Genomic DNA, 26963 nt, shown 5'->3' with positions numbered 1-26963 from the left:
AGTCTATAATGGACTTATTAATATTGAAAGTAGGATGCCAAATGACAACGAAAAATCAACCTTTAACAGATCTAGAAATCGCTAGTCAAGCGGTTATGAAGCCTATTACAGAAATAGCGAAAGCTGCAGGCATTCCAGAGGATGCTCTTGAGCAGTATGGTCGCTACAAAGCAAAAATTGATCCATTAAAAATAACAGCACATGGTGAGGACGCAAAAGTTGTATTAGTTACAGCCATTAGTCCAACTCCAGCAGGTGAAGGGAAATCAACTGTAACGGTTGGCCTTGCTGATGCACTGCATCAATTGAATAAAAATGTTGTTGTGGCTTTACGTGAGCCATCACTCGGCCCTGTGATGGGTGTGAAAGGTGGAGCAACAGGTGGTGGATACGCACAGGTTGTACCGATGGAGGATATTAACTTGCATTTTACTGGTGACCTTCACGCGATTACGACTGCGAATAATGCATTATCAGCCTTTATTGATAATCATATCCACCAAGGAAATGCTTTAAACATTGATCCTCGCCGTATTATTTGGAAGCGTGTAATGGATTTAAATGATCGCGCCCTTCGTAAAGTTGTTGTGGGTCTCGGTGGTCCTGTTCAAGGGATGCCACGTGAGGACGGCTTTGACATTACCGTTGCATCAGAAATTATGGCAGTTTTCTGTTTAGCTACAAGTATTGAAGATTTACGTGAACGTATAGCAAGTATCGTAATTGGCTATACATTTGAGCGTGAGCCTGTATTCGTGCGTGATCTTCAAGTTGAAGGTGCCTTAACATTATTATTAAAAGATGCCTTTAAACCAAACTTAGTGCAAACACTTGAGGGGACACCTGCCATTATTCACGGTGGACCATTTGCCAACATCGCACATGGCTGTAACTCGATTATGGCGACGCAAACAGCACGTAAACTAGCCGATATTGTTGTGACAGAAGCGGGCTTTGGTTCAGATTTAGGCGCTGAAAAATTCATGAACATTAAAGCGCGTAAAGCCGGCTTTAAGCCAAGTGCAGTTGTGATCGTAGCTACTATTCGTGCATTAAAAATGCATGGCGGTGTAGAGAAAACAGAATTAGTTGGCGAAAATGTAGAGGCGCTTTTACAAGGAATTGAAAACTTAGAGAAGCATGTCGAGACGATTCGTACATTTGGTGTAGAGCCAATTATTGCGCTTAATCGCTTTATTACAGATACAGAGGCTGAACTTACTGCCGTATTAGATTGGTGTCAAGAAAAGCATGTTCGCATTGCTCGTACGAACGTTTGGGAGGAAGGCGGAAAAGGTGGTCTAGGCTTAGCTGAACAAGTGCTAGCTGTTCTTAATGAAGAAAACAATTTCTCACCTTTATATGATGTAACTGAATCTATTGAGGAAAAAGTACGTACAATTGTGCAAAAAGTTTATGGTGGGAAAGATGTGCAATTTACCGATCAAGCGAAGAAGCAAATTGCCCAAATCGAAAAATTTGGCTGGAATGTACTACCGATTTGTATGGCCAAAACGCAATACTCATTATCGGACCAACCGAAACTGTTAGGACGTCCAGAAGGATTTACAATCACTATTCGTGAAGTCATTCCTAAGCTTGGTGCAGGCTTCCTAGTTTGCTTAACTGGGGATATTATGACAATGCCAGGTTTACCAAAAGCACCTGCTGCTTTACGTATGGGTGTTGATAATGAAGGACGTGCGGTAGGATTGTTCTAGAAAAGAAAAAAATAAATACAACATACAAAGCTGTTCCTTTAAGTTATAAAGGGCAGCTTTTTCAAGATTAGATATTGTTGTGAAAACGTAGGATCAGCAAATGATTAATATTGAAATTCAATTGTCTAATCAGCACGATATGTTTAAGCGTACATTATTTTACTGGGCTCAACTTTATACACCACAATTACAAAAGGGTATGGGGTATCATAAACTGCTACCGACGATTACCATTAATATATGTAATTTCACGGTGTTTCCTCAAAGTGCATATTATCACAGTACCTTCCGATTATATGAGGATAAAACATTAAAGCGATTAGTTATACAAGATGATGCTTTGGAAGTGCACTTTATTGAAATGAATAAATTCCTTGAACAATGGCAGAGGGGAGTTCTTAAGCCACTGGATGATATTTTAGCACGCTGGTTATTGTTGTTAGGAATGGTCGATGCACGAAAGAATAAGGTCTATGATAAAATTTATCGTGAATTGGAGGAACTAGTTTAATGTTTGAGAAGAGCTAAGTTTATCACAGGAAGATGTTATTGCCTATCAATCTCGCTTAAAGTATATCCTTGATGAAGAGGGAAAGTTAGAGGATATAAAGCATATGGCAGAGCAACAAGGGATAGAAAAAGGGATAGAAAAAGGGATAGAAAAAGGAAGGAAAGAAGGGAAAAGGGAAGGTAAAATAGAAGAAAAAGAAGAAACCGCTAACAAACTTTTAGTGAATGATATGGATATTGATTTTATTTGTAAAATAACAGGCTTATCTACGGAGCGTATTGAAGAAATCAAAGAAAGACTAATTCAAAATCATGATGATAAACAACCATAAGGTTAACAAGGTTAGTCATGTCTCTAAAATCTCCCGTGTCCAGAATAATTTTTTTCCTTAGGTTTGTCTTAGAAGGGAATGGGGAAAAACATGAAGCAGGGAAAAGGGAGTTAGGAGATAGGAGATATATGTCTTTAAAATGGAAATTGAAGAAACAATAAAAGCTGCCTTCATCTATTATAAATAAGATGGGCAGCTTTTATTGTTTCTTCAGCGGGTGGGTATTACATAACATAACTATCGTTCCTACTTCCTTCATAACTTAATACTTCATTTACGGCATAAATGAAATTCGAAAAAAATTTTGCCTAAAAAAGTATTCCCTAGTTTTGTTAGCACGACTCTGATGATTCAGCTTTTCGCATATGTTGGCAAGAAATTGGTGTACTATTTGCCACTAATGGGAGGAGTTACGTTCACACATATTCAAGATCATGAATAGAAGAAGGTAACATCAATTAATGATAAAGATATCACACGTTTGCGACATTTGGTCAAAGCCTTCTTGGTCGTGAAAACAGGCTAATTGTTTGTTCACTCATTTCGTCATGTACATTCACTATGCGGGTTAAAACAAAGAATTTCTAAGGGAAAGTGTTCACTTTTATTTTTTTTTTAGATGATTGCTATACTCTATAAGCACGTCATCTTCAACACAATATTCAATTGTAATCCCGCTGAAGTTGTTAAATTTGTCAAAACATAGTTCTTGTACACCACTGAAATAGTGAGCTTACAGAACAAAACTAGTTGTTCTGTATATTTATCTTACAATATTCTGAAAAATTAGTCAATTGAAAACAACTTTCCGTGTTGTCTTTTTGTTGAGCCAAGAGATTCATAACTACTAACTATTCTAAGCAATACAGTATAATAAAGTATGAAGGGACTGAACAAAGAATATGAACAATTTAATGAACAAAGTACGAGATATTTATGAGCAATTTGATGCTAGTCATGATTTTCAACACATTGAACGTGTTTATCAAAATGCATTATCGATATTATTTACAGAGCCGGAAGCCGATGCAGAAGTCGTGAAAATTGCTGTTCTTTTGCATGATGTAAGTGATAAAAAGTATACCGATAGCAAGGAACAAGAAAGTAAGCTAATTGCCGAGCTGTCTTTAAGCGAAGAGAAAAAGCAGCATATTCGAGATTGCATCGCACAAGTATCGTTTAATGGTGGCAATGAGCTAGAAGCAACTTCTATCGAAGCAAAAATAGTGCGAGATGCAGATCGCTTAGATGCGATTGGGGCAATCGGTATTGCACGCACATTTGCTTTTGGTGGAGCTAAAGGTCGAAAGCTTTATGATAAGGAAGAGGATGCACGTACGGATATGACAGAGGAGGAGTATCGTCGTAAAAATACATCCTCAGTTACACATTTTTATGAGAAGTTATTATTGCTGAAGGATTTAATGATTACAGAAAAGGGCAAGCAAATGGCTGAAGAACGCCATCAATTTATGGTACAGTTTTTAGAGCAATTACAAAATGAAATAGGTAAGTAATTCCTCACGCTATTAAAAAAATCCGCTGTCTATTTCAATAGACAACGGATTTTTTGATTCATTTACTTCGGAAGGAGAGTGAATAAAAAATCAGGTAAGTTTTTTTTACTTCAATTTTTTTCTGCCGCTAGAGCAGGATATGAGTCTGCAATTGTATTATCACTGTGAAACCATACCTCTACTTTATTACCGGGTGATTTCACTTTTTTTACAGTATGAAATTTGAGGGATTGATTCTCGCATTGAAGCTAATTTAAACGAAATGAGTATCTTTTCAGTGGATCTGGCACATGCTAAATTCGATGGATTTGATATTGCCGAAAATTTCTAACAAGAAAATTAATATAAAAAAGGGCGATATTTCTAATTTTTATTCATTTTTTTAAAAGAAATGAACCAAAACTCTTTTCATCCATTACATAAAGCATATATAATTATTTATGTTTTTTCGACAAGGGGGATCTAGAATTAGGTCTATTTTTCATTCACATATTAGATCGTGGGAGAAATCTCCTTTTAAATACATTGGGGTAACCGTCAAAGGAGTCTTAACATCATGAAAGAAGAAGCAAAAAGCGCAGTCAAATGGGTTCCTTTCTTTATTACCCTTGCTGTTGGCGTAGCTATCTGGTTTTGTCCAGTACCTTCAGGAGTAGAGGAAAAAGCGTGGCATCTGTTTGCTATTTTTGTTGCGACAATTATAGGATTTATAACGAAACCATTGCCAATGGGAGCTATATCCTTTATTGCTATGGCTATGATTGCCATAACGAATACATTAACCATTGAAGAGACATTAAGCGGTTTTGGCAATTCAACGATTTGGCTAATTGTTATTGCCTTCTTTATTTCTCGTGGATTTATTAAAACGGGATTAGGAGAACGAATTGCCTATGTATTTGTTCGTCTTTTTGGGAAAAAAACCTTGAGTCTGTCTTACTCTTTACTAGCTAGTGACCTAATATTAGCGCCAGCTATTCCTAGTAATACAGCTCGTGCTGGTGGTGTTATATTTCCAATCATCCAGTCACTATCTCATACTTTCGGATCTAAACCAGAAGACGGAACAGAGCGTAAGATGGGTGCCTTTCTTTTAAAGGTAGGCTTTCAAGGGAATTTAATAACGTCTGCTATGTTTATGACAGCCATGGCAGCAAATCCTTTAATTGTTAAACTAGCTAGTGATTCAGCTGGCGTAACTATTACTTGGTTTGGTTGGGCAGTAGCCATGATTGTTCCTGGGTTAACAGCTTTAATTGTTGTTCCTTATGTTATTTATAAAATTTATCCACCTGAAATCAAGGAAACACCTGAGGCAGCAGCAATCGCTAAACAGAAACTGGATGAATTTGGTCCACTGAAAAGTTCTGAAAAACGAATGATCGTAGTATTTGTTGCTGTGTTGTCGTTATGGATTGGCGGAGACTACTTAGGGATTAGTGCCACTACAGCAGCACTTATTGGTCTTTCATTGCTTTTATTGTTAGATGTATTAACATGGGCAGATATTAAGAAGGAAGAAGGCGCATGGGATACACTAATCTGGTTTGCAACATTATTTATGATGGCATCTTTTATGAACAAACTAGGGTTGATTCCATGGTTTAGTAATGAAGTGGGTGGACTTGTATCTGGATATAGTTGGATATGGGCTGTGTTAATATTAGCATTAGTCTATTTCTATTCTCATTATTTCTTTGCGAGTTCCACTGCTCATATTAGTGCGATGTATGCAGCATTTTTATCTGTTATGCTGCAAGCAGGAGCACCTGCTATGTTGGCAGCTATATTATTAGCGGCATTTAGTAATTTATTTGGCGCCACTACTCATTATGGTTCTGGTCCAGCACCGGTCTTCTTTGGTGCAGGTTATATTGACCAAAAGAAATGGTGGACAGTTGGATTTGTAGTTTCCATTGTTACCATCCTGATTTTTGTTATAGTAGGAGGACTATGGTGGAAGCTTCTTGGCTATTGGTGAAATAATTAGCTTCTGTATCCGGATAGAAATATTTTCTATCCGGATATTTTTTTGTGATTTTTAACTCTTCTTCATTTTTGCAATTAATGGAGGAGGTTTTTTTAGATAGGTAAGAAGAGTTTGTTGTCCTTTGTTTACCTGTCGTTTGGTGTTATGATAAAAATGGATAGCAATAATAAACTACATATTAAAAGTAGTAAGGACACTAAACAACACCTAAATGAAAGAGATGGATCAGTGTAATGAGTCATTTAATAGTACAAAATTTAACGAAAACAGTGGGCGATAAAACGCTCTTTCAAAATATTGAATTTACGATTTATGAAGGGGAGCGAGCTGGGCTAATTGGTATTAATGGTACTGGTAAATCCACATTGCTTTCTATTTTAGCTGGTGAAATCGAAGCGGATTCAATGAATGTTGACCGCCCAAATAAATACCGTGTGGCTTATCTACCACAGGAGCCTATTTTTGAAAGCGGAGAAACTGTGTTACAAGCAGTGTTTGCAGGGGATTCACCTATTTTAAAACTTAATCGTGAATATGAGGAAACGGTTGCTGCACTTGCGTTAAATCCGACTTCAGAAAGTTTACAAAAAACGCTATTTAGCTTGCAGCATCGTATGGATGAGGAGCAAGCATGGGATGTCAATGCACTCGCTAAGACAGCACTTACGAAGTTTGGAATTGAAATGTTTGATAAAGAAGTATTAACACTGTCAGGTGGTCAGCAAAAGCGCGTTGCTTTAGCTAAAGTATTAATAGAGCCGGCAGATCTTTATTTATTGGACGAGCCTACCAATCATTTGGATGTGCAGTCAACGGAGTGGCTGCAGGAAATGGTATTGCGATTAAAGGGAGCAGTTATATTTATTACCCATGATCGTTATTTCTTAGATGAGCTGTCTACTCATATTTACGAGCTAGCTGATCAAACATTATATCGACATACTGGGAATTATGGGGATTATTTAGAAGCCCGTGCTATTCGTGAGGAAATGAAAGCAGCCTCTGCACAAAAAGACCGTAACCGCTATCGCTCAGAACTAAAATGGATTCGTCGTGGAGCGAAAGCGCGTTCTACGAAGCAAAAGGCACGTATCCAGCGCTTTGAGCAGTTAGAGGATAACTTGGAGCGTAAATCTGAGGATGTTTCTCTTGACATTGGCCTGGCAACAACACGTCTCGGTCGGAAGGTTTTAGAGGCTGAAAATATTTCAAAGGCTTTTGGTCATCAAAAAATCCTTGATCACTTTTCATTTTTACTACAGCAGGGCGATCGTATCGGTATTATCGGAGCTAATGGTGTAGGAAAATCAACATTATTGAACATGCTTGCAGGAGAACTAACACCTGATGCTGGTGAAATTCTTGTTGGTTCGACAGTAAAGTTAGCGCATTTTAAACAAACTTTACCAAAAATGAATGAAAATGAGCGTATGATTGAATATATCCGTGAAGCTTCAAATGATATAACAGATGCAGAGGGTGTACGTTATTCAGCTGCTCAAATGCTCGAGCGTTTCTTATTCCCACTTCATGCACACGGTACACCTATCGGTAAATTATCGGGTGGTGAGCGTAAACGTCTGCATTTATTACGATTATTAATGGAGCAACCAAACGTACTGTTACTAGATGAGCCTACAAATGATTTGGATATTGAAACATTAGGTGTGCTCGAGGATTTCATTGAGCATTTCCCTGGAGTCGTTATCACTATATCCCACGATCGCTTTTTCTTAGATCGAATTGCGAAAAAGCTGTGGATTTTAGATGGTCTTGGACATGTTAAAGAGACGCTTGATATTTACAGTGAATATTTACAAAAGCGTGAACAGGAAGTCGCTGTAAAGGTAGAAGCGCCAAAAGTCGAAAAACCTAAGACCGAAAAGCCTAAATCGGACAAGAAAAAATTATCCTTTAAAGAGCAAAAAGAATGGGAAACGATTGCTGCTGAAATAGAAAAGACGGAAACAGCGATTATGGAGACAGAAGAAGGTATTGCCAACGCTGGTGCTGATTTTACAAAGCTGCAGGAATTAACAGCGAAGCTAGATGAGCTAAATGCACAATATGAACACCTTATTGAAAGATGGTCATATTTAGATGAAATCGTAAATGGATAAGGAGCGATAGACATGAAGATTATTACAATTGAACCGACACCAAGCCCTAATTCTATGAAGATTGTCGTTGATACAGAGTTACCTTTTGGCAAAAGCTATAATTTTACAAAGGATAATAAAGATAAAGCTACTGGTGAAGCAGCAGCCATTTTAGCAATTGAAGGTGTTAAAGGCGTTTATCATGTAGCAGATTTCTTCGCCGTTGAGCGTAATGCAAAGTACGCATGGGAAGGTATTTTAGCAAGCATTCGTCAAGAGTTAGGGGAAGATGTACAGGAAGTAAACAAAGAACAAGTAGCCAACGAATTTTATGGTGAAGTGTACGTTCATGTGCAGTTTTATAAGCAAGTACCACTTCAAGTAAAGGTATTTGATAATCAACGTGAGCACCGTGCAAGCTGTGGTGAGCGCTTTGTGGAAGCTTTCAATAAAATTATCGAGACAGCAGTTGATGAAAATTATATTTTCCAACGTAAGTGGATTGACTATGGCGTACGTTATGGAGAGCTTGAGGAAATTGCGGAAGCAGTAAAAGAGGAAATCGATGTCACATATTCTGAAGAACGTTTAGCAGAGATTGTCGCAACGATTAATGATTCTGAGAAAACTATTGACAAGCCAGCTAAACTAAAAATTACTGTTGAACAGTTTAAGCAACCGGAATGGGAAAAACGTTTCCAATTGCTTGACCAAATGGCAGATCCAGAGCTAGATGATTTACCACTTTTAGATTTGGCGTTACAAGATGAGCAAATGTCTATCCGTCGACTGGCAACCGTTTATTTAGGAATGATTGAAGATGTGGCAGTTGTTCCATATTTGGAAAAGGCATTACAGGACAAAAGTGCAGCGGTACGTCGAACTGCAGGAGATTGTATGAGTGATCTTGGCTTCGTGGAGTTTGAAGACGCGATGCAGCAAGCATTACAGGATAAAAACAAACTTGTTCGTTGGCGTGCAGCCATGTACTTATATGAAGTCGGTACCGAGAAATCATTAGCGGCATTAAAGGCTGCTGCAGAAGATAAAGAGTTTGAAGTGAAGCTACAAGTAAAAATGGCGATTGCCCGCATCGAACAGGGTGAGGAAGCAAAAGGTTCTGTTTGGAAGCAAATGACAGAATCTCGCCAACAATAAATTGAAACTTTAATCAGTGACCCGTTAATGGGAATAAAAGAAATAAACCAGCTCTCTGCTAAGAATCTAGTTCAACAGAGACGCTGGTTTTCTTTTATTGTTGCTTTTGGTAAAAAGTAAAATTCTCTACTAACGTTCCAATAAAAATATTAACCTTAGATAAATGATAAAACAAACTTGTTGTTTCGAAATTGTATACATCCCATTTCTTTCGGAAGTTCCAATTTGTCTTTTAATCTTCAAATGTAGTAGCACGATGTTATTAAAACTAGGCTGTTTTCTCAAAGATTGTTACTTCTGGTTTGGCTATCTTATTCTTCAACTAAAAAATTAGTTTAAGTACATTCTTTCACAAACTTTATTGATTTAGCAAAATTAAACAGTTTATATATTACAGAAATACTACTCCGTTAGCAGGAATTACTTCTTTTCGTTTCATATTTACATATTTCTTTGGCTGTTAATATGACCTTGCTTGCTAAATACTCTTATAATTAATTGCCCTAAAATATAAATAATTGAAACAAATATAATGGCGGCATCTCTGCCAAAAGGTTTAAACCAACCTCCATCATCAACTATAAAAAAATAGCCAAATATTAAAGAAATAACGGTCATAATAAAATTTAAGCCAAAGAACAAAGGAAATTTAATGTTTCTCGATGATATACCTACAACAATAATGAACACTAGAAATATCGGAAACAAAAAATCAGCGTGTTGCCTAGCAAGATGACTATTATATTCGTAAAAATGAAATAAAAAAGGAACTGGAAATAAAGACAAAATACTTATAATAAACCTCTTCAATTTATATATACCCCCTATATTAAATTGATAAGGAAAAACAACCTTATAGTGTAATTTTACATTATAAGGTTGTTTTTTTAATATGCTGTAGTTTTTTTATTTCTAATTCTTATTTAACTAAACTGCTTCGTTAGTAAAAAAGCGTCTTTACTTGTTGTATGTTAAAGTGAAAAATTTCACAAATAATAGAAAATAGATTATACTGGACTAACTATCATATAAAAAGGAGCATTTCCTATGACCGAGAATAATCAATCCGAAGTACCCCAAAAAAAAATCAGCCTGCAAGAGGCAGTAAAACAGCAGCTTGAAAACAAAAAGAACCATTCCTCTGCTAATAAAGGAAAAAAGAATGCCGACCTATCAACAAAAAAAATGAAAAGCCAGCAAACGAAAAAAACAAGCAATACCCGTAGAAAAATGGGTGTCTAATATACGGACAATATTGGAAAGACATATTGCCAGGCAAAGCTGTTGATATTGTTAAAAAAGAATCGAAAAAGGGAAGATTACCAGAGATATCATTTAAGATATTTTTACCAAATCGGGCACTCTTCCCCACGGAATTAAAGTCAGGCTAACAGATGGACAGATTGGACGTGTACAGGAAATCCACTCTTAATAAAAGAAGCGAAAAAGCATTCAAGGGCGAACTGTTCCCTGAATGCTTTTTTTAATTATTTTATTCTTTTCATTTTATAACTTGTTTAGCTAAATGCTTCATTAGTTCAATAAAGAAAAAAAGAGCTTCCTATGCAACTCAATGATCTTTAATTAACGCCACCGTTAGTTTAAGAAGAACAGCGAAGCTTATTAAACAATCGCTCCCTATTGTTGAAGATAGCAAAATATAAAAAGTGACGACTGCATACATACGTTGTAATGAAGTAAACTAAACTAATAAAGCACAAATGATTTTGTGTTTTATTAGTTTAATTTGACTCTTCAACAGGAGTTGGGTAATTACAGAATATAAGGTAGGAATTATTAAGAAACGAAGGAGAGAGATACGATGTTCGATCAAGTTGCGTATTTTATTTTTAGAGCCCTAGTAATTCTAACGGTTTTGGTTGTTGTGGTTGGAATCCCTCTTGGGGATACACTGATTAGAAAAAAATAAGACTGCATCCAAATGTTATCTTAGGGTGACAACCTTCAAACGTATGTAAATAAATAGACCAAACATATTATACATATAAAATATATTGGTCTATTTTTTATGATTCTGTTCGTAACGATTGTTGTTTTATCTTGTCTTACTCAACTAACGGAGCAGTTTAGTTCAATAAGCATCACTATTGTATTTAGTTATTTTTCCATATGTTGTATAATTTTGGGTAGTAATATTTAACTTTTAGTATTTTTAATAAATTATTTCGGGAGGTAAAACTGCCTTTGTTATAAATTTTTCATATAATCTGCTAGTTCTGTACTTTCTGTTTTGCGTAATTTTTTGTTTTCATCTTCCAACTCTTCAATTCTTCCTTCCAATTTTTTGATTCTCCGCCTAAGAGAAGCGATCATTGCGTCTTGATTTGCTTCGTCTCGCTTAACTCTTGCATTACTATATGCTTTTTCTTGTTGATCTCGTAAGAATTCAATACGTTCTCGAATGTCAGAATGATTATACAAGGTCGCTTTCGTTACGCCAGCTTCTTTTGCTACACTGTTGAAATTAATAGCCTTAGAATCCTTAGTAAGCCGTTTAATGGCGTTTTCAACCTTTTCTTTTGTCTTACGTTTACGTTCCTCGTGTAAGTGCCTTATTTGCTCTTCTCGGTCGATACTAGCCATTCTTAACACCTTTCTTCTGTACATATTTTTCATTACTTGGATGGCATTTTTTCAACTTTTTATTAAGTTTACTTATTGTTTCTTCATATCCTAAATCGATTTTGGATTTATTGGAATTCCTCTAAATAATTGTATATTCTTCCACGACTTCAATTTCACCGAAACCACCAAACAAAATATCATTAAATGCATCGAGGTTTCTGTTCCACTTCATACTTTCCAGAAAGAACAACTCTCGAAAACTCCTTACAAAATTCCTTACAAAATTCCTTAAAGCTTGAAAAATTATTCCCATCTACGACAAAAACTTTTTTCAGTTTAACCACCTTAAATGCATAGTATGTTTGATTTTTTTATCATACTTCCTCGCTGCACTAATCTGCTCCTCAGTTGAATAGCAACAATCTTTTCGAGAACAGCTTAAAACTAAAAGCTATTTATTTTTTTATCACCGAAAAATGAGATGACATGTTGATAAAATCTAAGTCATGCGAATAAGTTGATTGTAGTGGAGATCTGACGCCCCCAGGAAGCTTTGCTCTGCGCGAAAGCGAAGCGTCAGCGACAAATGTTTAATCTGCGCGAAAGCGAAACGTCAGCAACAAATGTTTAATCTGCGCGAAAGCGAAGCGTCAGCAACAAATGTTTAATCTGTGCGAAAGCGAAGCGTCAGCGACAAATGTTTAATCTGTGCGAAAGCGAAGCGTCAGCGACAAAGCGCCCAATCGGAACGGAAATCAATCACACGTTATGGTAATGATCCAATATTTTTTTATCGAAAAAATAACATAATGTAGAAAATTTAGTTATTTTCTAGCTTTTTACTACTAAACAAAACGTTAATAGCATTCTATGTTTTATTAACAAAGTGTCTAATACTTGTCTAATAGGACAATGTTAAAATGATTTAAATTCAGAATATTCTATAAAATAGGAGGCGCTTGAATGACAGTAACAAGTTTAAAGACAACGGAATCTTATATGCGTGACCGAAAAGCAGTTATTGAGCTTACACAAAAGCTAGTGCGTATAGAAAGCGTTTATCGAGAAGGTGATCCGAATGGCAATGAACAAGAAGTCGCGAATTTTGTCGCTCAATATTTACGTGATCTCGGGATTGAAACACATATAGAGGAGGTAGTGCCAGGCAGGCCGAATGTCATTGGTATTATTGATTCGGGTAAGCCAGGAAAAACACTACTCTTTGAAGGACACACAGATGTCGTTACTGAAGGAAATCGTGAAGCATGGACGTACGATCCATTCGGTGCAGAAATTATTGATGGTCGAATGTACGGCCGAGGCACAAATGATACAAAAGGAAATCTTGCGTGTATGATTACAGCTTGTCAGTCGTTGTTACTGGATCAGGAAGAATTTACAGGCAAGATTATTTTATGTATTCCATGTGATGAAGAAGGATTGATGCTAGGTATTAAACATTTTATAAAAAATGGCTGGGCAGATGATGTGGATGGGGCGATTATCTGTGAGCCAGAGGAAAATAATGTTTGTATCGCACAACGTGGGGCAATACGCTTGAAAGTAGATATTTTCGGTAAAATGGCGCACGGTGCAATTTCTTGGAGTGGCATTAACCCGAACTGGCGCATGGCACGCTTTATCGTGGAGCTTGAAAAATTGGAAAAAGAAGAGCAAGCACGTTTAGGTCGTGATCCGATGCTTCATTGGCCATCTATTACACCAACGATTTTACGAGCACCTGTAAAAGGGGATGCGCAAATTAATGTGATTCCTGATCATTGTATGACGACGCTTGATATTCGTACTGTACCTGCACAGGATCATGATGAGCTTCTCGGTAAAATCGAGACAATTATTAAGCGTCTGCAAGCAGATGATCCAGATTTTAAAGTGGAGCTAACGGTGCTTGACAATCGCCCTGCTACAGCAACTGCGAAGGAGGATCCTGTTGTACAAGCCATTTATGAGGCAGTTGCTGAGGTAACGGAAAAAGAGCCGAAATATAACGGTGTCCCAGGTGCTACTGATGGAACGTTCCTTCATGTCCATGGAGTACCGATAGTTACCGTTGGAGCAGGTGATCGTGATATTCCCCATCAAATTGATGAATATGTCGATATCGAAGAATTAGCAGAAACAACAGCCATTTACCGTTTGGCAGCATTAAAGTTTTTAGCAGGTGATGCACAATGACTCTCGCAAAGATCGCAGTCATTTCAGGTGATGGGATTGGAAAGGAAGTTATGGAGGAAGCACTAAAGGTACTAAATTTCCTTCATGAACATGATTCATCTTTACAAATAGAAACAACAATGTTTCCTTGGAGCTCAGATTATTACCTCAAACACGGTCGGATGATGCCAGACAATGCATTAGAGATATTGAAAGAGTATGATGCGATATTATTCGGAGCTATTGGAGATGCTCGTGTTCCAGATGACGTGACAGTATGGGAATTAATTATGCCAATACGAAAAAGCTTCCAGCAATATGTTAATTTCCGGCCGATTAAATCGCTACCTGGCATAGTCTCACCGCTTGCCAGCGGAAGAGATATTGATTTTGTTATCTTCCGGGAAAATACGGAGGGGGAATATTCCGATAGTGGTGGTCGAATTTATCAAAATCAACCACAGGAAATGACCATTCAAAACACGATTATGACACGTATCGGAATTGAAAAAATTGTCCAAGCCGCCTGTGATTATGCCTATAAAAATGGCAAAACAAAAATTACGAGTGCGACAAAATCGAATGCTATTATTCATTCAATGAAGTTCTGGGATGAGCATACTAGAAGAATTCTTGCGCAAAGCTCAACAGCGCTAGAGCTAGAATCTATCTATATCGACGCTTTAGTAGCCTATTTCGTGGAGCGACCGCAAGATTTTCAGATTGTTGTTGCCTCTAATTTATTCGGAGATATTTTATCAGATTTAGGGTCTGCCATTGTTGGTGGTCTTGGGTTGTCACCGTCAGCTAATTTAAATCCAGAAAAGGCATTCCCGTCTATGTTTGAGCCTGTGCATGGGTCAGCACCAGATATTGCAGGAAAGGGCATAGCAAACCCGATCGCACAAATTTGGTCACTTGCTTTGTTACTTGGACATATTGGGAGATCGGATTTAGAAGAGCTAATTGTACATGCGATTGAGACGGTTCTTCGAGAAGGGATCGTGAAAACCGCAGATATTGGTGGACAGGCGACAACAGCACAAATGGGTGATGCGATTTGTCAGGAAATTATCAAAATGAATTTAGCGGCAAGGGGTGTATAGGATGGCAGTAGAACAACAGGTCATCATCGTTACAGGTGCTGGCGGCGGTATGGGAAAAGCCATTATTCAGGAGCAGCTTGCAAAGGGTAATATTGTAGTTGGGCTCGATTTATCAGTAGCTTCTCTTAGCGATTTAGCGCAGGATGCCTTGCAATGCTTTGAAGTCAATGTCTTGCAAGAGGAGCGTGTGAACGAAGTATTCAAGCAGGTTTTTACCAAGTATGGACGGATTGATGGACTTGTCAATGCGCTTGGTATAGCGCAGGCAGCAACACCAATTGAGCAAGTAACGATGGACGAGTGGAATCGGTTAATGGATGTAAATGTTAAAAGCTTATTTATTACAACAAAGGCAGTCGTTCCTTATATGAAAGAGCGGCAAAAGGGCTCCATTGTAACAATCGCATCCATTTCTGCTGTACGTCCACGTCCAGGTTTGCAGGCTTATATTGCTTCTAAAGGGGCGGCAGAGAGCTTTACACGTGGTTTAGCTATTGAGCTAGCGCCGTTTCAATTACGTGTTAACACGATTCACCCAGGGCCAGCTGATACACAGATGCTCGGTCAATTTACGGCACAAGGAGCAGACGTCGAGCAAACAAAGCAAAGTGTCTTTGTTCAATCGGTCCCCCTTGGACGCTTAGTAGATCCATCAGACATTGCAGGAGCAGTAAGTTATTTACTCTCTGATGCAGCGAGTATGGTTACAGGAACGACATTACATGTAGACGGTGGTCGTGGACTATAGGAGGGATAAGGTGAAAAAAATTCCGATGTTGATAAATGGTGAGTGGGTTCACGCTGATATGGAGGCATTATTAGATGTTATGAACCCCTCGACTGGTGAAGTTGTTGCCCAAATTACGAATGCGAGTAAAGCTCATGTCGACGAGGCTGTACGTGCTGCACGTGTAGCGTTTGAAAGTGAAGAGTGGCGGAAAATAAAGGCCTATGAACGAGGACAGCTACTTGTTGAATTCGCCCACTATATACGCAAGCATGCAGAGGAATGGAGTTTATTAGAATGTCGTGATGTTGGAAAGCCGTTAACCCAAGCAAGAGCGGATATTGAAGCGGCAGCACGCTATTTTGAGTTTTATGGCGGAGCTGCTGATAAAGTAATGGGGGACACGATTCCCATTGAAGACGGTATTTTAAATGCGGTAGTGTTAGAGCCTGTCGGAATTACCGTACATATCGTGCCTTGGAATTATCCTATTCAAATTACAGCGAGAAGTGTAGCAGCTGCCATTGCTACTGGCAATGCAGTAATTGTCAAAAGTGCGGAGGATACGCCATTAACTACACACGCCATAACGGAATGGTTTGCGGGTAAATTGCCAAGAGGTATTTTTCAGCATATTACAGGTTTAGGTCGTGAAGTTGGGCCATATTTAACATCTCATCCTGATATTAATCACATTACGTTTACAGGCTCTGTTCCAACAGGCATTGCAGTGATGAAGTCAGCTGCTGAAAATGTTGTACCTGTAACGTTAGAGCTTGGTGGGAAATCACCAAATATTGTTTTTGCGGACGCCAACATGGAGCAAGCACTTGATGGAGTTGTACGTGCCATTATTCAGAATGCCGGACAAACATGCTCTGCAGGGGCTAGACTATTAATTGAAGAAAGTGTCAAAGAAAAATTTATGGCACAATTAGTGCAAAAATTTCAAGCTTTAAAAGTTGGTCCGGGTGAAGCAGACGTTGATATGGGGCCACTTCTAAATGAACGACAATATACGAAGATTTCAACACTGTTGCAAAAAGCGAAGGAAGATGGTTATGTGGTCACTGGTGGTGAAACACTGACGATTGAAGGCTATGAACATGGCTATTATGTTGAACCAACAATACTGGCAGGAGTAGAAGCTAACGATCCACTCGCACAGGAGGAAATTTTCGGACCGGTGTTGACTGTATTGACATTTACGACGGTTGAGGAAGCAATTGCTGTAGCGAACAGTACAGATTACGGTTTAGTTGCAGGGGTTTGGTCAAAGGATTTAGATACGGCACATTATGTCGCTAGCCGTGTAAAAGCTGGACAAGTGTTCGTTAATAACTATGGAGCAGCAGGCGGAATTCAAATGCCGTTTGGTGGCTATAAAAAGAGCGGTATTGGTCGAGAAAAAGGTTTTGTCGCGTTGAGGAATTATACGCAAATGAAAAATATCGCAATTCGCTATGCACTACCAAATCAAATATGAGATGGAGGTATGCATATGGAACAGCCAAAAGAAAATCAGGTGCTCCTAGAGGTAAATCATTTAAAAATAAAATTCCATTTAAAAAATGGTCAGCAGGCGAAAGTTGTTGATGATGTGAGTTTTGCCATTCGTAAGGGAGAGACGGTTGCGCTTGTAGGTGAGTCTGGAAGCGGTAAAAGTATATCATCGTTATCCATTATGCGATTATTGCCCATACCACCAGGAGAAATTACAGCTGGTACGATTAAATTGAATGGTAAAAATCTCTTAGACTATAAAAATAAAGAGATGAGCAATATAAGAGGCAAGGAAATTAGTATGATTTTTCAAGAGCCGATGACATCATTAGATCCAGTTTTTACAATCGCTAATCAAATGATGGAAGGAATTCGTAGGCATCAAGGGATTTCAAAAAAAGAAGCGAGGGAGAAATCTCTACAGCTCTTAAAAGAAGTTGGTATTGCCAATGCAGAAAAGGTTATTGCTGAATATCCGCATCAATTATCAGGTGGTATGCGTCAGCGTGTCATGATTGCGATTGCAATGTCCAATAACCCTCAGTTGCTGATTGCTGATGAGCCGACAACGGCACTTGATGTAACAGTACAAGCACAAATTTTAAAGCTTATGATGAAGATGAAGGAAGAACATCATTCGGCTATATTATTTATTACGCATGATATGAGCGTTGTAGCGGAAACGGCAGACCGAGTTATGGTCATGTATGCAGGACAAATCGTAGAAGAAGCCCCCGTGCGAGAGCTTTTTATGAATCCAAAGCATCCGTATACAACAGCTCTTTTAAAAACAATGCCTAATCTAGACGCAGATGTTAAAAGGTTACCGTCAATCCCAGGCACTGTTCCACCAGGTTATGCGTTACCAGAGGGCTGTCGCTTTGCACCACGCTGTCCATTTGCGATGGAACAATGCCATGAGGTGCAGCCTGAGGTAATCCATATTCAAGACGAGCATAAAGTGCGCTGTCATTTATTTACGGAGAAGGGGGCGCTTGATCATGACGAAGAAAGAAGTTTTGCTTGAAATTAATCATTTAAAAGCCTACTTTCCTGTTAAACGTAAGTCGATGAAGGAAGAGAAAAAGGTCATTAAAGCAGTCGATGATATTTCTCTTGAAATTTTCCGTGGCGAGACGCTTGGTATCGTTGGAGAATCCGGCTCCGGAAAATCGACGTTTGGTCGAACTATTTTAAAACTCGTTGAACCGACCGAGGGAGAAATTTTCTATAAAGGACAGCCCATTCAGCAGTTAAAGGGAAGTAAGCTGCAAACCTATCGTAATCAAATGCAAATGATTTTTCAGGATCCTTTTGCATCACTCAATCCCCGTATGCGAATAGGTGCCATTATCGAAGAGCCGATGAAGCTACAATTAACATTAACGAAAGAGCAACGCAAAGAACGTCTAAAGGAGCTTTTACAAAAGGTTGGTCTACCAGAAGATGCTATGCAAAAGTTCCCGCATGAATTTTCCGGCGGCCAAAGACAACGAATCGGGATTGCGCGGGCTCTTGCTATTCATCCAGAGTTCATTATTGCGGATGAGCCTGTGTCTGCACTAGATGTTTCGGTGCAGTCACAGGTCTTGAACTTAATGATGGATTTACAGGATGAATTTCATTTGACCTATTTATTTATTTCACATGATTTAAGTGTTGTGAAACATATTAGCGATCGAGTGGCTGTATTGTATTTAGGGAGGGTAGTGGAAATTGGCGCAAAGAAAGAATTATATGCGAATCCTCTGCATCCATATACGCAGGCACTGCTATCAGCCATTCCAATTATCAATTTTGATCAACCGAAACAAGAAATATCGTTACAGGGAGAATTGCCAAGCCCTATGAATCCTCCTGTAGGTTGTGTGTTTCATACACGTTGTCCATATGTGATGGAAAGATGTCATCAGGAACGACCTGTGCTTCAGGAAGAAAATATACAACAACGGGTAGCGTGCTTTTTATATGATAAATAAACTGAAAATTTAGTTTTTATAGGGTGAGGTGTGTATTATGTTTGGAAATATTACAGATGTGCCTGGAGTTAAGGTTGGGCATTCAGAAAATAGTGAAGGAATTACTGGCTGTACAGCGATTTTAGTGGAAAATGGTGCAGTTTGCGGTGTCGATGTAAGAGGCTCTGCACCAGGCACTCGAGAGACTGATGCACTTGATCCCATTAACGAAATTGATCATGTACATGGGATTTGCTTGTCCGGAGGAAGTGCATTCGGATTGGATGCTGCGACAGGAGTAATGCAATTTTTAGAGGAGCAGGGTATTGGTGTGGATGCAGGTGTTGCTACCATTCCAATTGTTCCTAGTGCTGTACTGTTCGATCTATTTATAGGTGATCCAAAGACAAGACCAACTGCTCCAATGGGCTATGAAGCAGCTAAGAGTGCGGTTATTGGTCCATTTGCAAATGGTAATACAGGAGCCGGTTTTGGTGCGACTGTAGGGAAATTGGCAGGTCCTCAATTTTGTATGAAAGGTGGGCTTGGTAGCGCCTCTATAGCAGGCAAAGAGGGTGTTATAGCTGGGGCTATTGTTGCTGTCAACGCTGTTGGGGATGTAAAAGATCCTAATACAAGAGAAACGCTAGCAGGTGCAAGGAATCCGAAAACAGGGGAATGGATTGATTGCTGTACTTATTTAGAAGAGTATGTGCAATCGGAAGCATTGTCTGGTACGAATACGACAATCGGTGTCATTGCAGTGAATGCCAGGCTGACAAAAGCAGAGGCGAAAAAAATAGCCCAGCTTACACAAAATGCTCTCGCACGAACGATTTATCCTGTTCACACAATGCTGGATGGAGATACAATTTTCGTGCTAGGTACAGGAGATAAAACATATCCAGTTGACTATTTGGGCCATTTGGCTACGAGAGCTATGGAGGTAGCGATCATCGCTGGCATTAAAGCTGCTGATAAATTAGCTGAAATAGAAAGCTTTAAAAGCATTCAAATAATGACCACATAGGGGATAGGGGGAAATGACATGAGGCTGAAGAACAATTGGTTGATGCTGTTGTTGATATTGATAGTAGGTTTACTAATAAGTGCCTGTTCAAGTAATGACGGAAAAGATGCAAGTTCTGGTGGAAAGTCAGTAGCAGATTTACCTCAAGACATCGTAGTCCGTGTGAATGATGATCCAGATTTTTTAGATCCACATAAAGCAACAGCATCTATATCGTACCAAATGATTCTTAATATTTTTGAAGGACTAATGGCACCGGAAACGGATGGTACTTTAAAAGAAGGGTTAGCCGAAAGCTATGAGATATCTGACGATGGCTTAACCTATACATTCAAAATTCGTCCGGGTGTGAAATTTCATAATGGTGAGGATTTAACGATTGAGGATATTCAGTATTCATTTGATCGTTTAATGGGGAAAAACGGTGGCGAAAAGATGTCAAACAGCTTTGATAATGTTGCGTCAACGGAAGCACCAGATGCCAATACATTTGTGATCAAGCTAAAGGAGCCAAACTCCAACTTCTTATATTCATTAACTGCTCGACAATCAGCCATCTTACCAAAAAGTAATGATGGAAAGCATAATGAAAACCCAATAGGTACTGGACCTTTTGCTTATGTAAAATACTCTCCTGGTACAAATTTAGAATTGAAGAAAAATGAACACTACTGGAAGAAAGGGTTACCTTACTTGAATAAAGTGACATTTACCTTCCAATCGGATGATCAAGCGGCGATTATGAGTTTAATGGCCAATGAAGTCGATTTGACGAGTGTACCTTGGCAGCGCGTAAGTGAAGTAGAAAGTAACTATAACTTATCTCATCAAAATAATAACTCATCATTAATCGTTACATTTAATGAAACTAAAGCCCCTTTTGATAATGTAAAGGTCCGTCAAGCAATGAACTACGCTATTAGTAAGTCCGATATTATTGATTCAGTGTTTGCAGGCTATGCGGTACCACTTGGTTCAAATATGAGTCCAGCGATGGGGGACTATCAAAAGAAAGGCTTAGAAAATATGTATAAGCGTGATGTGGAAAAAGCCAAAGCATTATTAGCAGAAGCGGGCTATCCTAAAGGCTTTAAAACAAAAATCACAGTGTCTTCTCATAATGATATGTATTCAAATATCGCGCAAATCGTAGCGGCTAATTTAAAGGAAATCGGTATTGATGTGGAAATTGAGGTTGTAGAATGGGGCATTTGGCTAGACCGAGTTTACTTTGGTCGCGACTATCAAATGACAACAATCGATTTAACAGGTCGTGCATCTGCCTATGAAATATTAAATGATTATATTTCAACAAATGATGGTGAAAACTTCTTCAAATTTAAAAATAATGAATACGACAAAATTATGGCAGACGTTTTAAAAGAAAAAGATCAGGCAAAACAAATTGATTATTACCATCGTGCACAGGAAATTTTAGCTGAGCAGGCAGCAGCGGTTTACATCGCAGATTATCAGATTGTTTGGGGTTCTAATAAAAAAGTTACTGGATTAAAGAGCTACCCATTCTGGTACCATGATATGTCTGAAGTTAAATTTTCCAACTAGAAAGGGATGAGTGCTAGATGATGTATATAATACGTCGATTCATCCTGTTAATAACAACCATCCTTCTAGTGTCAATAATTACATTCGGTGTTTTTCAAATTTTACCTGGTGATCCGGTTCGGACAATGTTAGGCACCGAAGCGGATCCCACACAAATTGAAAATTTGCGATCAGAGCTTGGCTTGAATCGCCCCCTTTATGAGCAATATACAGATTGGATGAAGGGATTATTGACAGGGGAATTAGGAAATTCCATTCGTTTTTCAATGCCAGTAAAAGAATTACTGTTTGACAGACTTCCTGTAACGATGTCATTAGCTGGGCTCACCCTCTTAATTGTGTTACTCATTTCCTTACCATTGGGGATGTTTGCGGCGAGAAGACAAAATAAGCTCAGTGATGTGTCGTTGTCGACAGTGACGCAAGTTGGCATGGCCATTCCTTCTTTCTGGCTTGGTATGATACTCATTTTATATATTGGCATGCAGTTCAGCTTCTTTAAAATAAGTGGGTATATTCCGTGGACACAAAGTGTAGCAGGAGCGTTAAGTACGCTCGTTCTCCCAGCGTTAACAATTGCGATTCCACAAATTGCGGTCAATTTCCGCTATGTTCGTACGGCTATTTTAGAGCAAGTTCAGCTCGATTATGTGCGTACGATTCGTAGTAAAGGGATGTCTGAGCACAATGTTATGTATAAGCATGTCTTAAAAAATTCGATGATTCCAATATTAACGGTATTTGGGTTGATCATGGCTGAAGTTGTTGCTGGAACGATTATTGTGGAGCAAGTATTTTCGCTACCAGGTGTCGGTCAACTCCTCATCACGGCTATTAGTAATCGTGATTTTCCATTAGTACAGGGAATCGTGATGTATATTACTGTTGCGGTGGTCATGATCAATTTTATGGTCGATATTTTATATTCTGTGTTAGATCCTAGAATCCGATTACGATGAAAGGTGGATACGATGAAAAATATACAAAGGTACATGAAAAATATCAATTTAATCATTGGTCTACTAGTCATTGTCGGTTTTCTAATCGTAATGATTATCAGCTTTTTTTATACACCACATGATGTGAACTCGATGAATATACCTCAAAAATTACGTAGCCCAAGTAGTGATTATCTTTTTGGTACGGATGAATTTGGCCGTGATATTTTTAGCCGTATTATGAAAGGAACACAAACGGCCTTTGCAGTCGGACTACTGACGGTATTTATCGGAATAATTTTTGGTATTTTAATTGGGGGTATAGCGGGGTATGTAGGAGGCTGGATTGATGAAATTTTTATGCGCATGATGGATGCATTAATGGCCTTTCCAGGAATTATATTAGCTTTAATGCTCGTTGCGGTATTTGGACCAGGGATTGTTAATACTGCTATTGCATTAGGCATTATTGCCATACCGGCCATTGCTAGAATTGCGCGTAGTGGATTCGTCCAACATCGTGACACTGAATATGTCTTAGCAGCAAAGTTAATCGGCGTAAAACCTTATAGCATAATGTTTCGCCATATATTACCCAATATTTCATCGCAGATTATCGTCGCCGCAACTGTAACCTTTGCAACTGCGATGCTTGCGGAGGCGGCACTGAGTTATTTAGGGCTTGGCGTGCAGCCACCAAACCCTAGTTGGGGACGAATGTTAAAAGATTCACAAGCTTATTTAGTTGGAGCCCCTTGGTACACTTATGCACCAGGTGGAGCCATTACAGTACTTGTATTAGGTTTGTATATGCTTAGCAATGCGTTACGCGATTTTATGGATCCACGTTCAAAAGCGTAAAATATCAGGTGCTGTTTTTTTCAATAATTCATAGGCCTTCACCGCTATTTCTATATTGAGGCGGTGAGGGGCCTGTAAAAAATCAGCTCCTAAAATATTTTCTAGTCGTTCAATTCGTTTATAGAGTGTTTGACGGACAATAAATAGTTGTTCAGCTGTATCATTCTTGGCACCATTACATGCTAAATAAACACAGAGCGTTTGATAAAGGTCATTACCATTCTTTTGATCAATCAACAGTATTTCTTGTAAATAATCTTTAACGTATTGCAAAAGGGCAACATGATCCTGATGTAATAACAATCTGTAAACACCTAAATCCTTGTAGTAAATAGAAGAAGCAAGTTCATTGTGTTGCATTTGAATGGTTGTTTTTGCCTCTTTATAGCCTTGTTGTACGCTGTTAATGGATTGATAAACATTGCTAATACCAAAGGTAAGGGTTATTTGCTCGAAAAGCTGTGGTGTTTTTCGAGCAACAATCTGCTGTATAGCTTGATTAAAAGAGTCGCGATTTTCCTCCATATCATCTGCAGCAATGTAAAATGCAAGGATAATAATTTCATGCTGTCGAACCGACACGGTAGGGAAAAAGCCAAGTTTTTTTATAATGGAACGAACAAACATGACATTTTGTAGCTGTATTTCTTGCCAGTCTTCCTCTGAAAAGGTATTGGCATAATCAAGCATATTAAACACGACTACGCGATAAAATAAGTTGCGACTTTCCATCGGCAAATAACTTTGATAATACTGAAGATCAATCGGTTCTCCTTGTATTAAGGCGAGGATAAATTCATCCTCACGACTTTGCTGCCGTTCCTGTAGCATTCGATTACGCATTAATATTTGGGCAATAGACATTGTTGCACGTTCAAGGTTTAACAATGTATAATCACTTGGCTTCGGCAGTGCAGAACGCATACATAAATAGCCCCATACTTGTCCAAGTCCATTGACTGGAATGATGACGAAATAATCTTTATCAATGGACAGTAGTTGAATAGGTTCGTGTAATTCTAGTTGCTGACAGTGGTCCTCCATAAGTTGTAAATACTTTTTGGCTTCTATTGGATAATAAAAGCTTTTTGTATCTTCAGAGACAAATAAAAATAATGCATCTGTATCTTGATGAAGCACCTGTAAAATTTTTAAAATCCCATTTGGCATTAACGACAATTCCATAAAAGTCCTTGATATCGTATCAAGCTGTGTTAATGCTTGCTGATGCTGATTAATAATGTAAGTATGTAGATCCTGCGTAATATCGATAAATCTTACAACCTCTTCAAAAATGATGATAGGAAAATCATGAGCATTAGCCATTGCAACCAGTTCTGCAGGGACATAATTAAAATAATCACCAATCTCAATACAAAGAGCTGCAGCACCGTTACGAATAAGGTTTTGTAAGTAAGCAATTTGTGTTTCACGCTCTAATTGTAAACCTACACCGGTTGTTAATATGAGCTCACCGCCATTTATTAAAGTATCAAAATCTTTTATTTCTAAAATATGTGTCCATAGTACTTGTCGATTTAGGCCTTGTTGTCCTGCGATTAGCTTGGCAGATTCAAAATGCTTTCGCTTTAATACATCACGTACAAGTAGAGGATGTTTCGACATAAATAAGCACCTACCCTTCGATTGTACTTTAATAATTATGTTAGATTAATCAGAAATTTTCAACATTAACTAGAATAATAGAGTAAATTCGTTGAATAAGGGTTCCCGGGGATAGAGGCGGACGGATGTACGGCGTGAAGAGATAAAAAGGTATTCTTCGCAAAGAAAGGCGATTCCAAATGTTCAGAAGCGCAAGGAATCGCCTTTAATAATTTCGTGTATGACCTTTTTTTACATATTCCCAATCAGTTTCAATGTTTTGACGAATACGAATTAATAAGTCGTGAATACTGTCAATTTCTTCAGGAGAAAAACCATCTAATGCTCTAGCATTCGAATAGTCTCCTTCTCGCTTTAACAATGGATAAATCTTTAGACTTTTTTCTGTTGGGAAAAGCTGTTTGTTTTTCTTGTTACCAACTTCATTACGCTTTTCTACAAAGCCTTTTGTTTCTAATTTTTGAATCGCTCGGGAGGCAGTTGTGCGATCTACCTTCAATAGTTCCGCAACCTTTTCCTGAATAATACCAGGGTTTTCACAGATGCGGGTGACATACAAATATTGTCCCTTTGTTAAATCGAGTTCTTTAAACTCAATATTACTAATGGAATCAAGTGCCCGTGCAATCGCACCAATATCTCGCAAAATTTCCTTCATTGATTGCCTCCGAAAAAAATATTGTATTTGCAATAAAAAATGCTCTATACTATATATTATCATCCATGCAAAGAAATTTCACTTCATATATACAGTGGGGTTCTTTTGTAAGGCGGTTCTAGCGGCGAAGAGGACGGCTTTAGCGGCGGAAAAAACAGTTTTAGCGGCGAAGAGGACGGCTTTAGCGGCGGAAAAAACAATTTTAGCGGCGAAGAGGACGGCTTTAGCGGCGGAAAAAGCAGTTTTAGCAGCGAAGCATACGGCTCTACCGACGGAAAACAAAGTTCTATCAACGGAGAGTACGCTCCTAACAGCAAAAAACGAGGAGGAATATAAAGATGAACACGAAAAAAATTATAGATGAACAGGATTTACAAACAGCATTTGCCATTCGTCAAAAAGTTTTTATTGAGGAGCAAAAGGTGCCAAAGGAAGAAGAATTTGATGAATTCGACACACTAGATGCAGCATGTGATCATATTCTTGTGTACTATAACGAACAACCTGTTGGAACTGGCAGACTGCGAGTTGTTGATGGCTACGGCAAACTAGAGCGTATATGTATATTAATAGAATTCCGCAAATTTGGTCTAGGTAAAGTGATTATCCAAAGTTTAGAGGAAATAGCACTTGAAAAAGGTTTAACAAAATCTAAATTAAACGCACAATCCTATGCAGAGGGCTTTTATGAAAAATTAGGCTATAAGCGTGAAGGTGAAGAATTTATGGATTGTGGCATCCCACATATTTTAATGAAAAAAATAATTTAATAGGGTGTAGTGGTATTTATTTTTCATTTTAAAAAATGAGGCTGGGACAAAACCCTCCTCTGAAAACTAATAAGCCGTTGAAATTTTACGACGAGTAAAATTTCAACGGCTTTGATTGTTTTTTACATTAAA

24 protein-coding genes are annotated in these 26963 nt (G+C 38.3%); 20 read left to right on the top strand and 4 right to left on the bottom strand.

All coding sequences use genetic code 11. The features are described 5' to 3' along the window. Positions 1-41 precede the first annotated feature (41 nt). From ACIQLB_RS00120 to ACIQLB_RS00090, 7 genes are all read left to right on the top strand, one after another. Positions 42-1721 (top strand): formate--tetrahydrofolate ligase, encoded by a 1680-nt coding sequence (locus tag ACIQLB_RS00120; RefSeq protein WP_400719569.1) that lies wholly within the window; start codon positions 42-44, stop codon positions 1719-1721. A 100-nt stretch (positions 1722-1821) separates the two neighbouring features. Further along, on the top strand, positions 1822-2232 hold the full coding sequence (locus ACIQLB_RS00115) for an Rpn family recombination-promoting nuclease/putative transposase (protein WP_400719567.1): 411 nt from the start codon (positions 1822-1824) through the stop codon (positions 2230-2232). A 103-nt stretch (positions 2233-2335) separates the two neighbouring features. Further along, the gene (locus ACIQLB_RS00110) at positions 2336-2563 is read left to right on the top strand and encodes an RpnC/YadD family protein (RefSeq protein WP_400719565.1); all 228 of its coding nucleotides are present in this window, start codon (positions 2336-2338) and stop codon (positions 2561-2563) included. A 902-nt stretch (positions 2564-3465) separates the two neighbouring features. Then, positions 3466-4080 (top strand): HD domain-containing protein, encoded by a 615-nt coding sequence (locus ACIQLB_RS00105; protein WP_400719563.1) that lies wholly within the window; start codon positions 3466-3468, stop codon positions 4078-4080. Positions 4081-4636: 556 nt separating this feature from the next. After that, positions 4637-6061, top strand: coding sequence for an anion permease (locus tag ACIQLB_RS00100; protein ID WP_400719561.1), 1425 nt, complete (start codon positions 4637-4639; stop codon positions 6059-6061). 242 nt (positions 6062-6303) lie between these two features. Beyond that, positions 6304-8190, top strand: a complete 1887-nt coding sequence (locus ACIQLB_RS00095; protein ID WP_400719559.1) for an ABC-F family ATP-binding cassette domain-containing protein — start codon at positions 6304-6306, stop codon at positions 8188-8190. Between the two features lie 12 nt (positions 8191-8202). Further along, positions 8203-9327: a conserved virulence factor C family protein gene (locus tag ACIQLB_RS00090; RefSeq protein ID WP_400719558.1), complete on the top strand. Its 1125-nt coding sequence runs from the start codon at positions 8203-8205 to the stop codon at positions 9325-9327. 441 nt (positions 9328-9768) lie between these two features. Here the strand turns inward: ACIQLB_RS00090 and ACIQLB_RS00085 are convergent, their stop codons facing one another. Further along, positions 9769-10137 (bottom strand): hypothetical protein, encoded by a 369-nt coding sequence (locus tag ACIQLB_RS00085; protein WP_400719556.1) that lies wholly within the window; start codon positions 10135-10137, stop codon positions 9769-9771. A gap of 237 nt (positions 10138-10374) precedes the next feature. Between ACIQLB_RS00085 and ACIQLB_RS00080 the strand changes: the two genes are divergently transcribed. Both ACIQLB_RS00080 and ACIQLB_RS00075 read left to right on the top strand, forming a co-directional pair. Then, a complete protein-coding gene (locus tag ACIQLB_RS00080; RefSeq protein WP_400719554.1) occupies positions 10375-10569 on the top strand; it encodes a hypothetical protein in 195 nt (64 codons plus the stop codon). 100 nt (positions 10570-10669) lie between these two features. Then, positions 10670-10759: a DUF2196 domain-containing protein gene (locus ACIQLB_RS00075; RefSeq protein ID WP_400721616.1), complete on the top strand. Its 90-nt coding sequence runs from the start codon at positions 10670-10672 to the stop codon at positions 10757-10759. Between the two features lie 776 nt (positions 10760-11535). Here ACIQLB_RS00075 and ACIQLB_RS00070 read toward each other — a convergent pair. Continuing rightward, on the bottom strand, positions 11536-11931 hold the full coding sequence (locus ACIQLB_RS00070) for a DUF6262 family protein (RefSeq protein WP_400719552.1): 396 nt from the start codon (positions 11929-11931) through the stop codon (positions 11536-11538). Positions 11932-12876: 945 nt separating this feature from the next. On the opposite strand from ACIQLB_RS00070, the gene ACIQLB_RS00065 reads away from it, so the two are divergent. From ACIQLB_RS00065 to ACIQLB_RS00020, 10 genes are read left to right on the top strand one after another with little or no spacing between them, the layout of a single operon-like run. After that, the gene (locus tag ACIQLB_RS00065; RefSeq protein WP_400719550.1) at positions 12877-14109 is read left to right on the top strand and encodes a M20 family metallopeptidase; all 1233 of its coding nucleotides are present in this window, start codon (positions 12877-12879) and stop codon (positions 14107-14109) included. Continuing rightward, positions 14106-15194, top strand: a complete 1089-nt coding sequence (locus tag ACIQLB_RS00060; protein WP_400719548.1) for a tartrate dehydrogenase — start codon at positions 14106-14108, stop codon at positions 15192-15194. Before ACIQLB_RS00065 ends, ACIQLB_RS00060 begins: the two co-directional genes overlap by 4 nt. Position 15195: 1 nt before the next feature. Then, a complete protein-coding gene (locus ACIQLB_RS00055; RefSeq protein WP_400719546.1) occupies positions 15196-15942 on the top strand; it encodes an SDR family NAD(P)-dependent oxidoreductase in 747 nt (248 codons plus the stop codon). A gap of 10 nt (positions 15943-15952) precedes the next feature. Beyond that, positions 15953-17407 (top strand): aldehyde dehydrogenase family protein, encoded by a 1455-nt coding sequence (locus ACIQLB_RS00050; RefSeq protein ID WP_400719544.1) that lies wholly within the window; start codon positions 15953-15955, stop codon positions 17405-17407. A 15-nt stretch (positions 17408-17422) separates the two neighbouring features. Beyond that, the gene (locus ACIQLB_RS00045) at positions 17423-18451 is read left to right on the top strand and encodes an ABC transporter ATP-binding protein (protein ID WP_400719542.1); all 1029 of its coding nucleotides are present in this window, start codon (positions 17423-17425) and stop codon (positions 18449-18451) included. Next, positions 18426-19403, top strand: coding sequence for an ABC transporter ATP-binding protein (locus ACIQLB_RS00040; protein WP_400719540.1), 978 nt, complete (start codon positions 18426-18428; stop codon positions 19401-19403). Before ACIQLB_RS00045 ends, ACIQLB_RS00040 begins: the two co-directional genes overlap by 26 nt. Before the next feature lie 37 nt (positions 19404-19440). Continuing rightward, entirely contained in the window at positions 19441-20412 is a 972-nt protein-coding gene (locus tag ACIQLB_RS00035; protein WP_400719538.1) for a P1 family peptidase, read from the top strand. 18 nt (positions 20413-20430) lie between these two features. Further along, entirely contained in the window at positions 20431-21978 is a 1548-nt protein-coding gene (locus ACIQLB_RS00030; RefSeq protein ID WP_400719536.1) for an ABC transporter substrate-binding protein, read from the top strand. Between the two features lie 17 nt (positions 21979-21995). Next, a complete protein-coding gene (locus ACIQLB_RS00025; RefSeq protein ID WP_400719534.1) occupies positions 21996-22937 on the top strand; it encodes an ABC transporter permease in 942 nt (313 codons plus the stop codon). Positions 22938-22949: 12 nt separating this feature from the next. After that, the gene (locus tag ACIQLB_RS00020) at positions 22950-23777 is read left to right on the top strand and encodes an ABC transporter permease (RefSeq protein WP_400719532.1); all 828 of its coding nucleotides are present in this window, start codon (positions 22950-22952) and stop codon (positions 23775-23777) included. Here ACIQLB_RS00020 and ACIQLB_RS00015 read toward each other — a convergent pair. Next, a complete protein-coding gene (locus ACIQLB_RS00015; protein WP_400719530.1) occupies positions 23766-25403 on the bottom strand; it encodes a PucR family transcriptional regulator in 1638 nt (545 codons plus the stop codon). The two genes, ACIQLB_RS00020 and ACIQLB_RS00015, sit on opposite strands and share 12 nt — an antisense overlap. Positions 25404-25608: 205 nt before the next feature. Then, a complete protein-coding gene (locus ACIQLB_RS00010; protein WP_400719528.1) occupies positions 25609-26061 on the bottom strand; it encodes a MarR family winged helix-turn-helix transcriptional regulator in 453 nt (150 codons plus the stop codon). Between the two features lie 338 nt (positions 26062-26399). On the opposite strand from ACIQLB_RS00010, the gene ACIQLB_RS00005 reads away from it, so the two are divergent. After that, positions 26400-26831, top strand: coding sequence for a GNAT family N-acetyltransferase (locus tag ACIQLB_RS00005; RefSeq protein WP_400719526.1), 432 nt, complete (start codon positions 26400-26402; stop codon positions 26829-26831). Positions 26832-26963: the final 132 nt, after the last annotated feature.

It is taken from the genome of Lysinibacillus sp. NPDC092081 (assembly GCF_044755845.1).
GTDB lineage: Bacteria > Bacillota > Bacilli > Bacillales_A > Planococcaceae > Lysinibacillus.
Note: the sequence above shows the minus strand (reverse complement) of the source record. Positions and strands in the feature narration are given on the sequence as shown.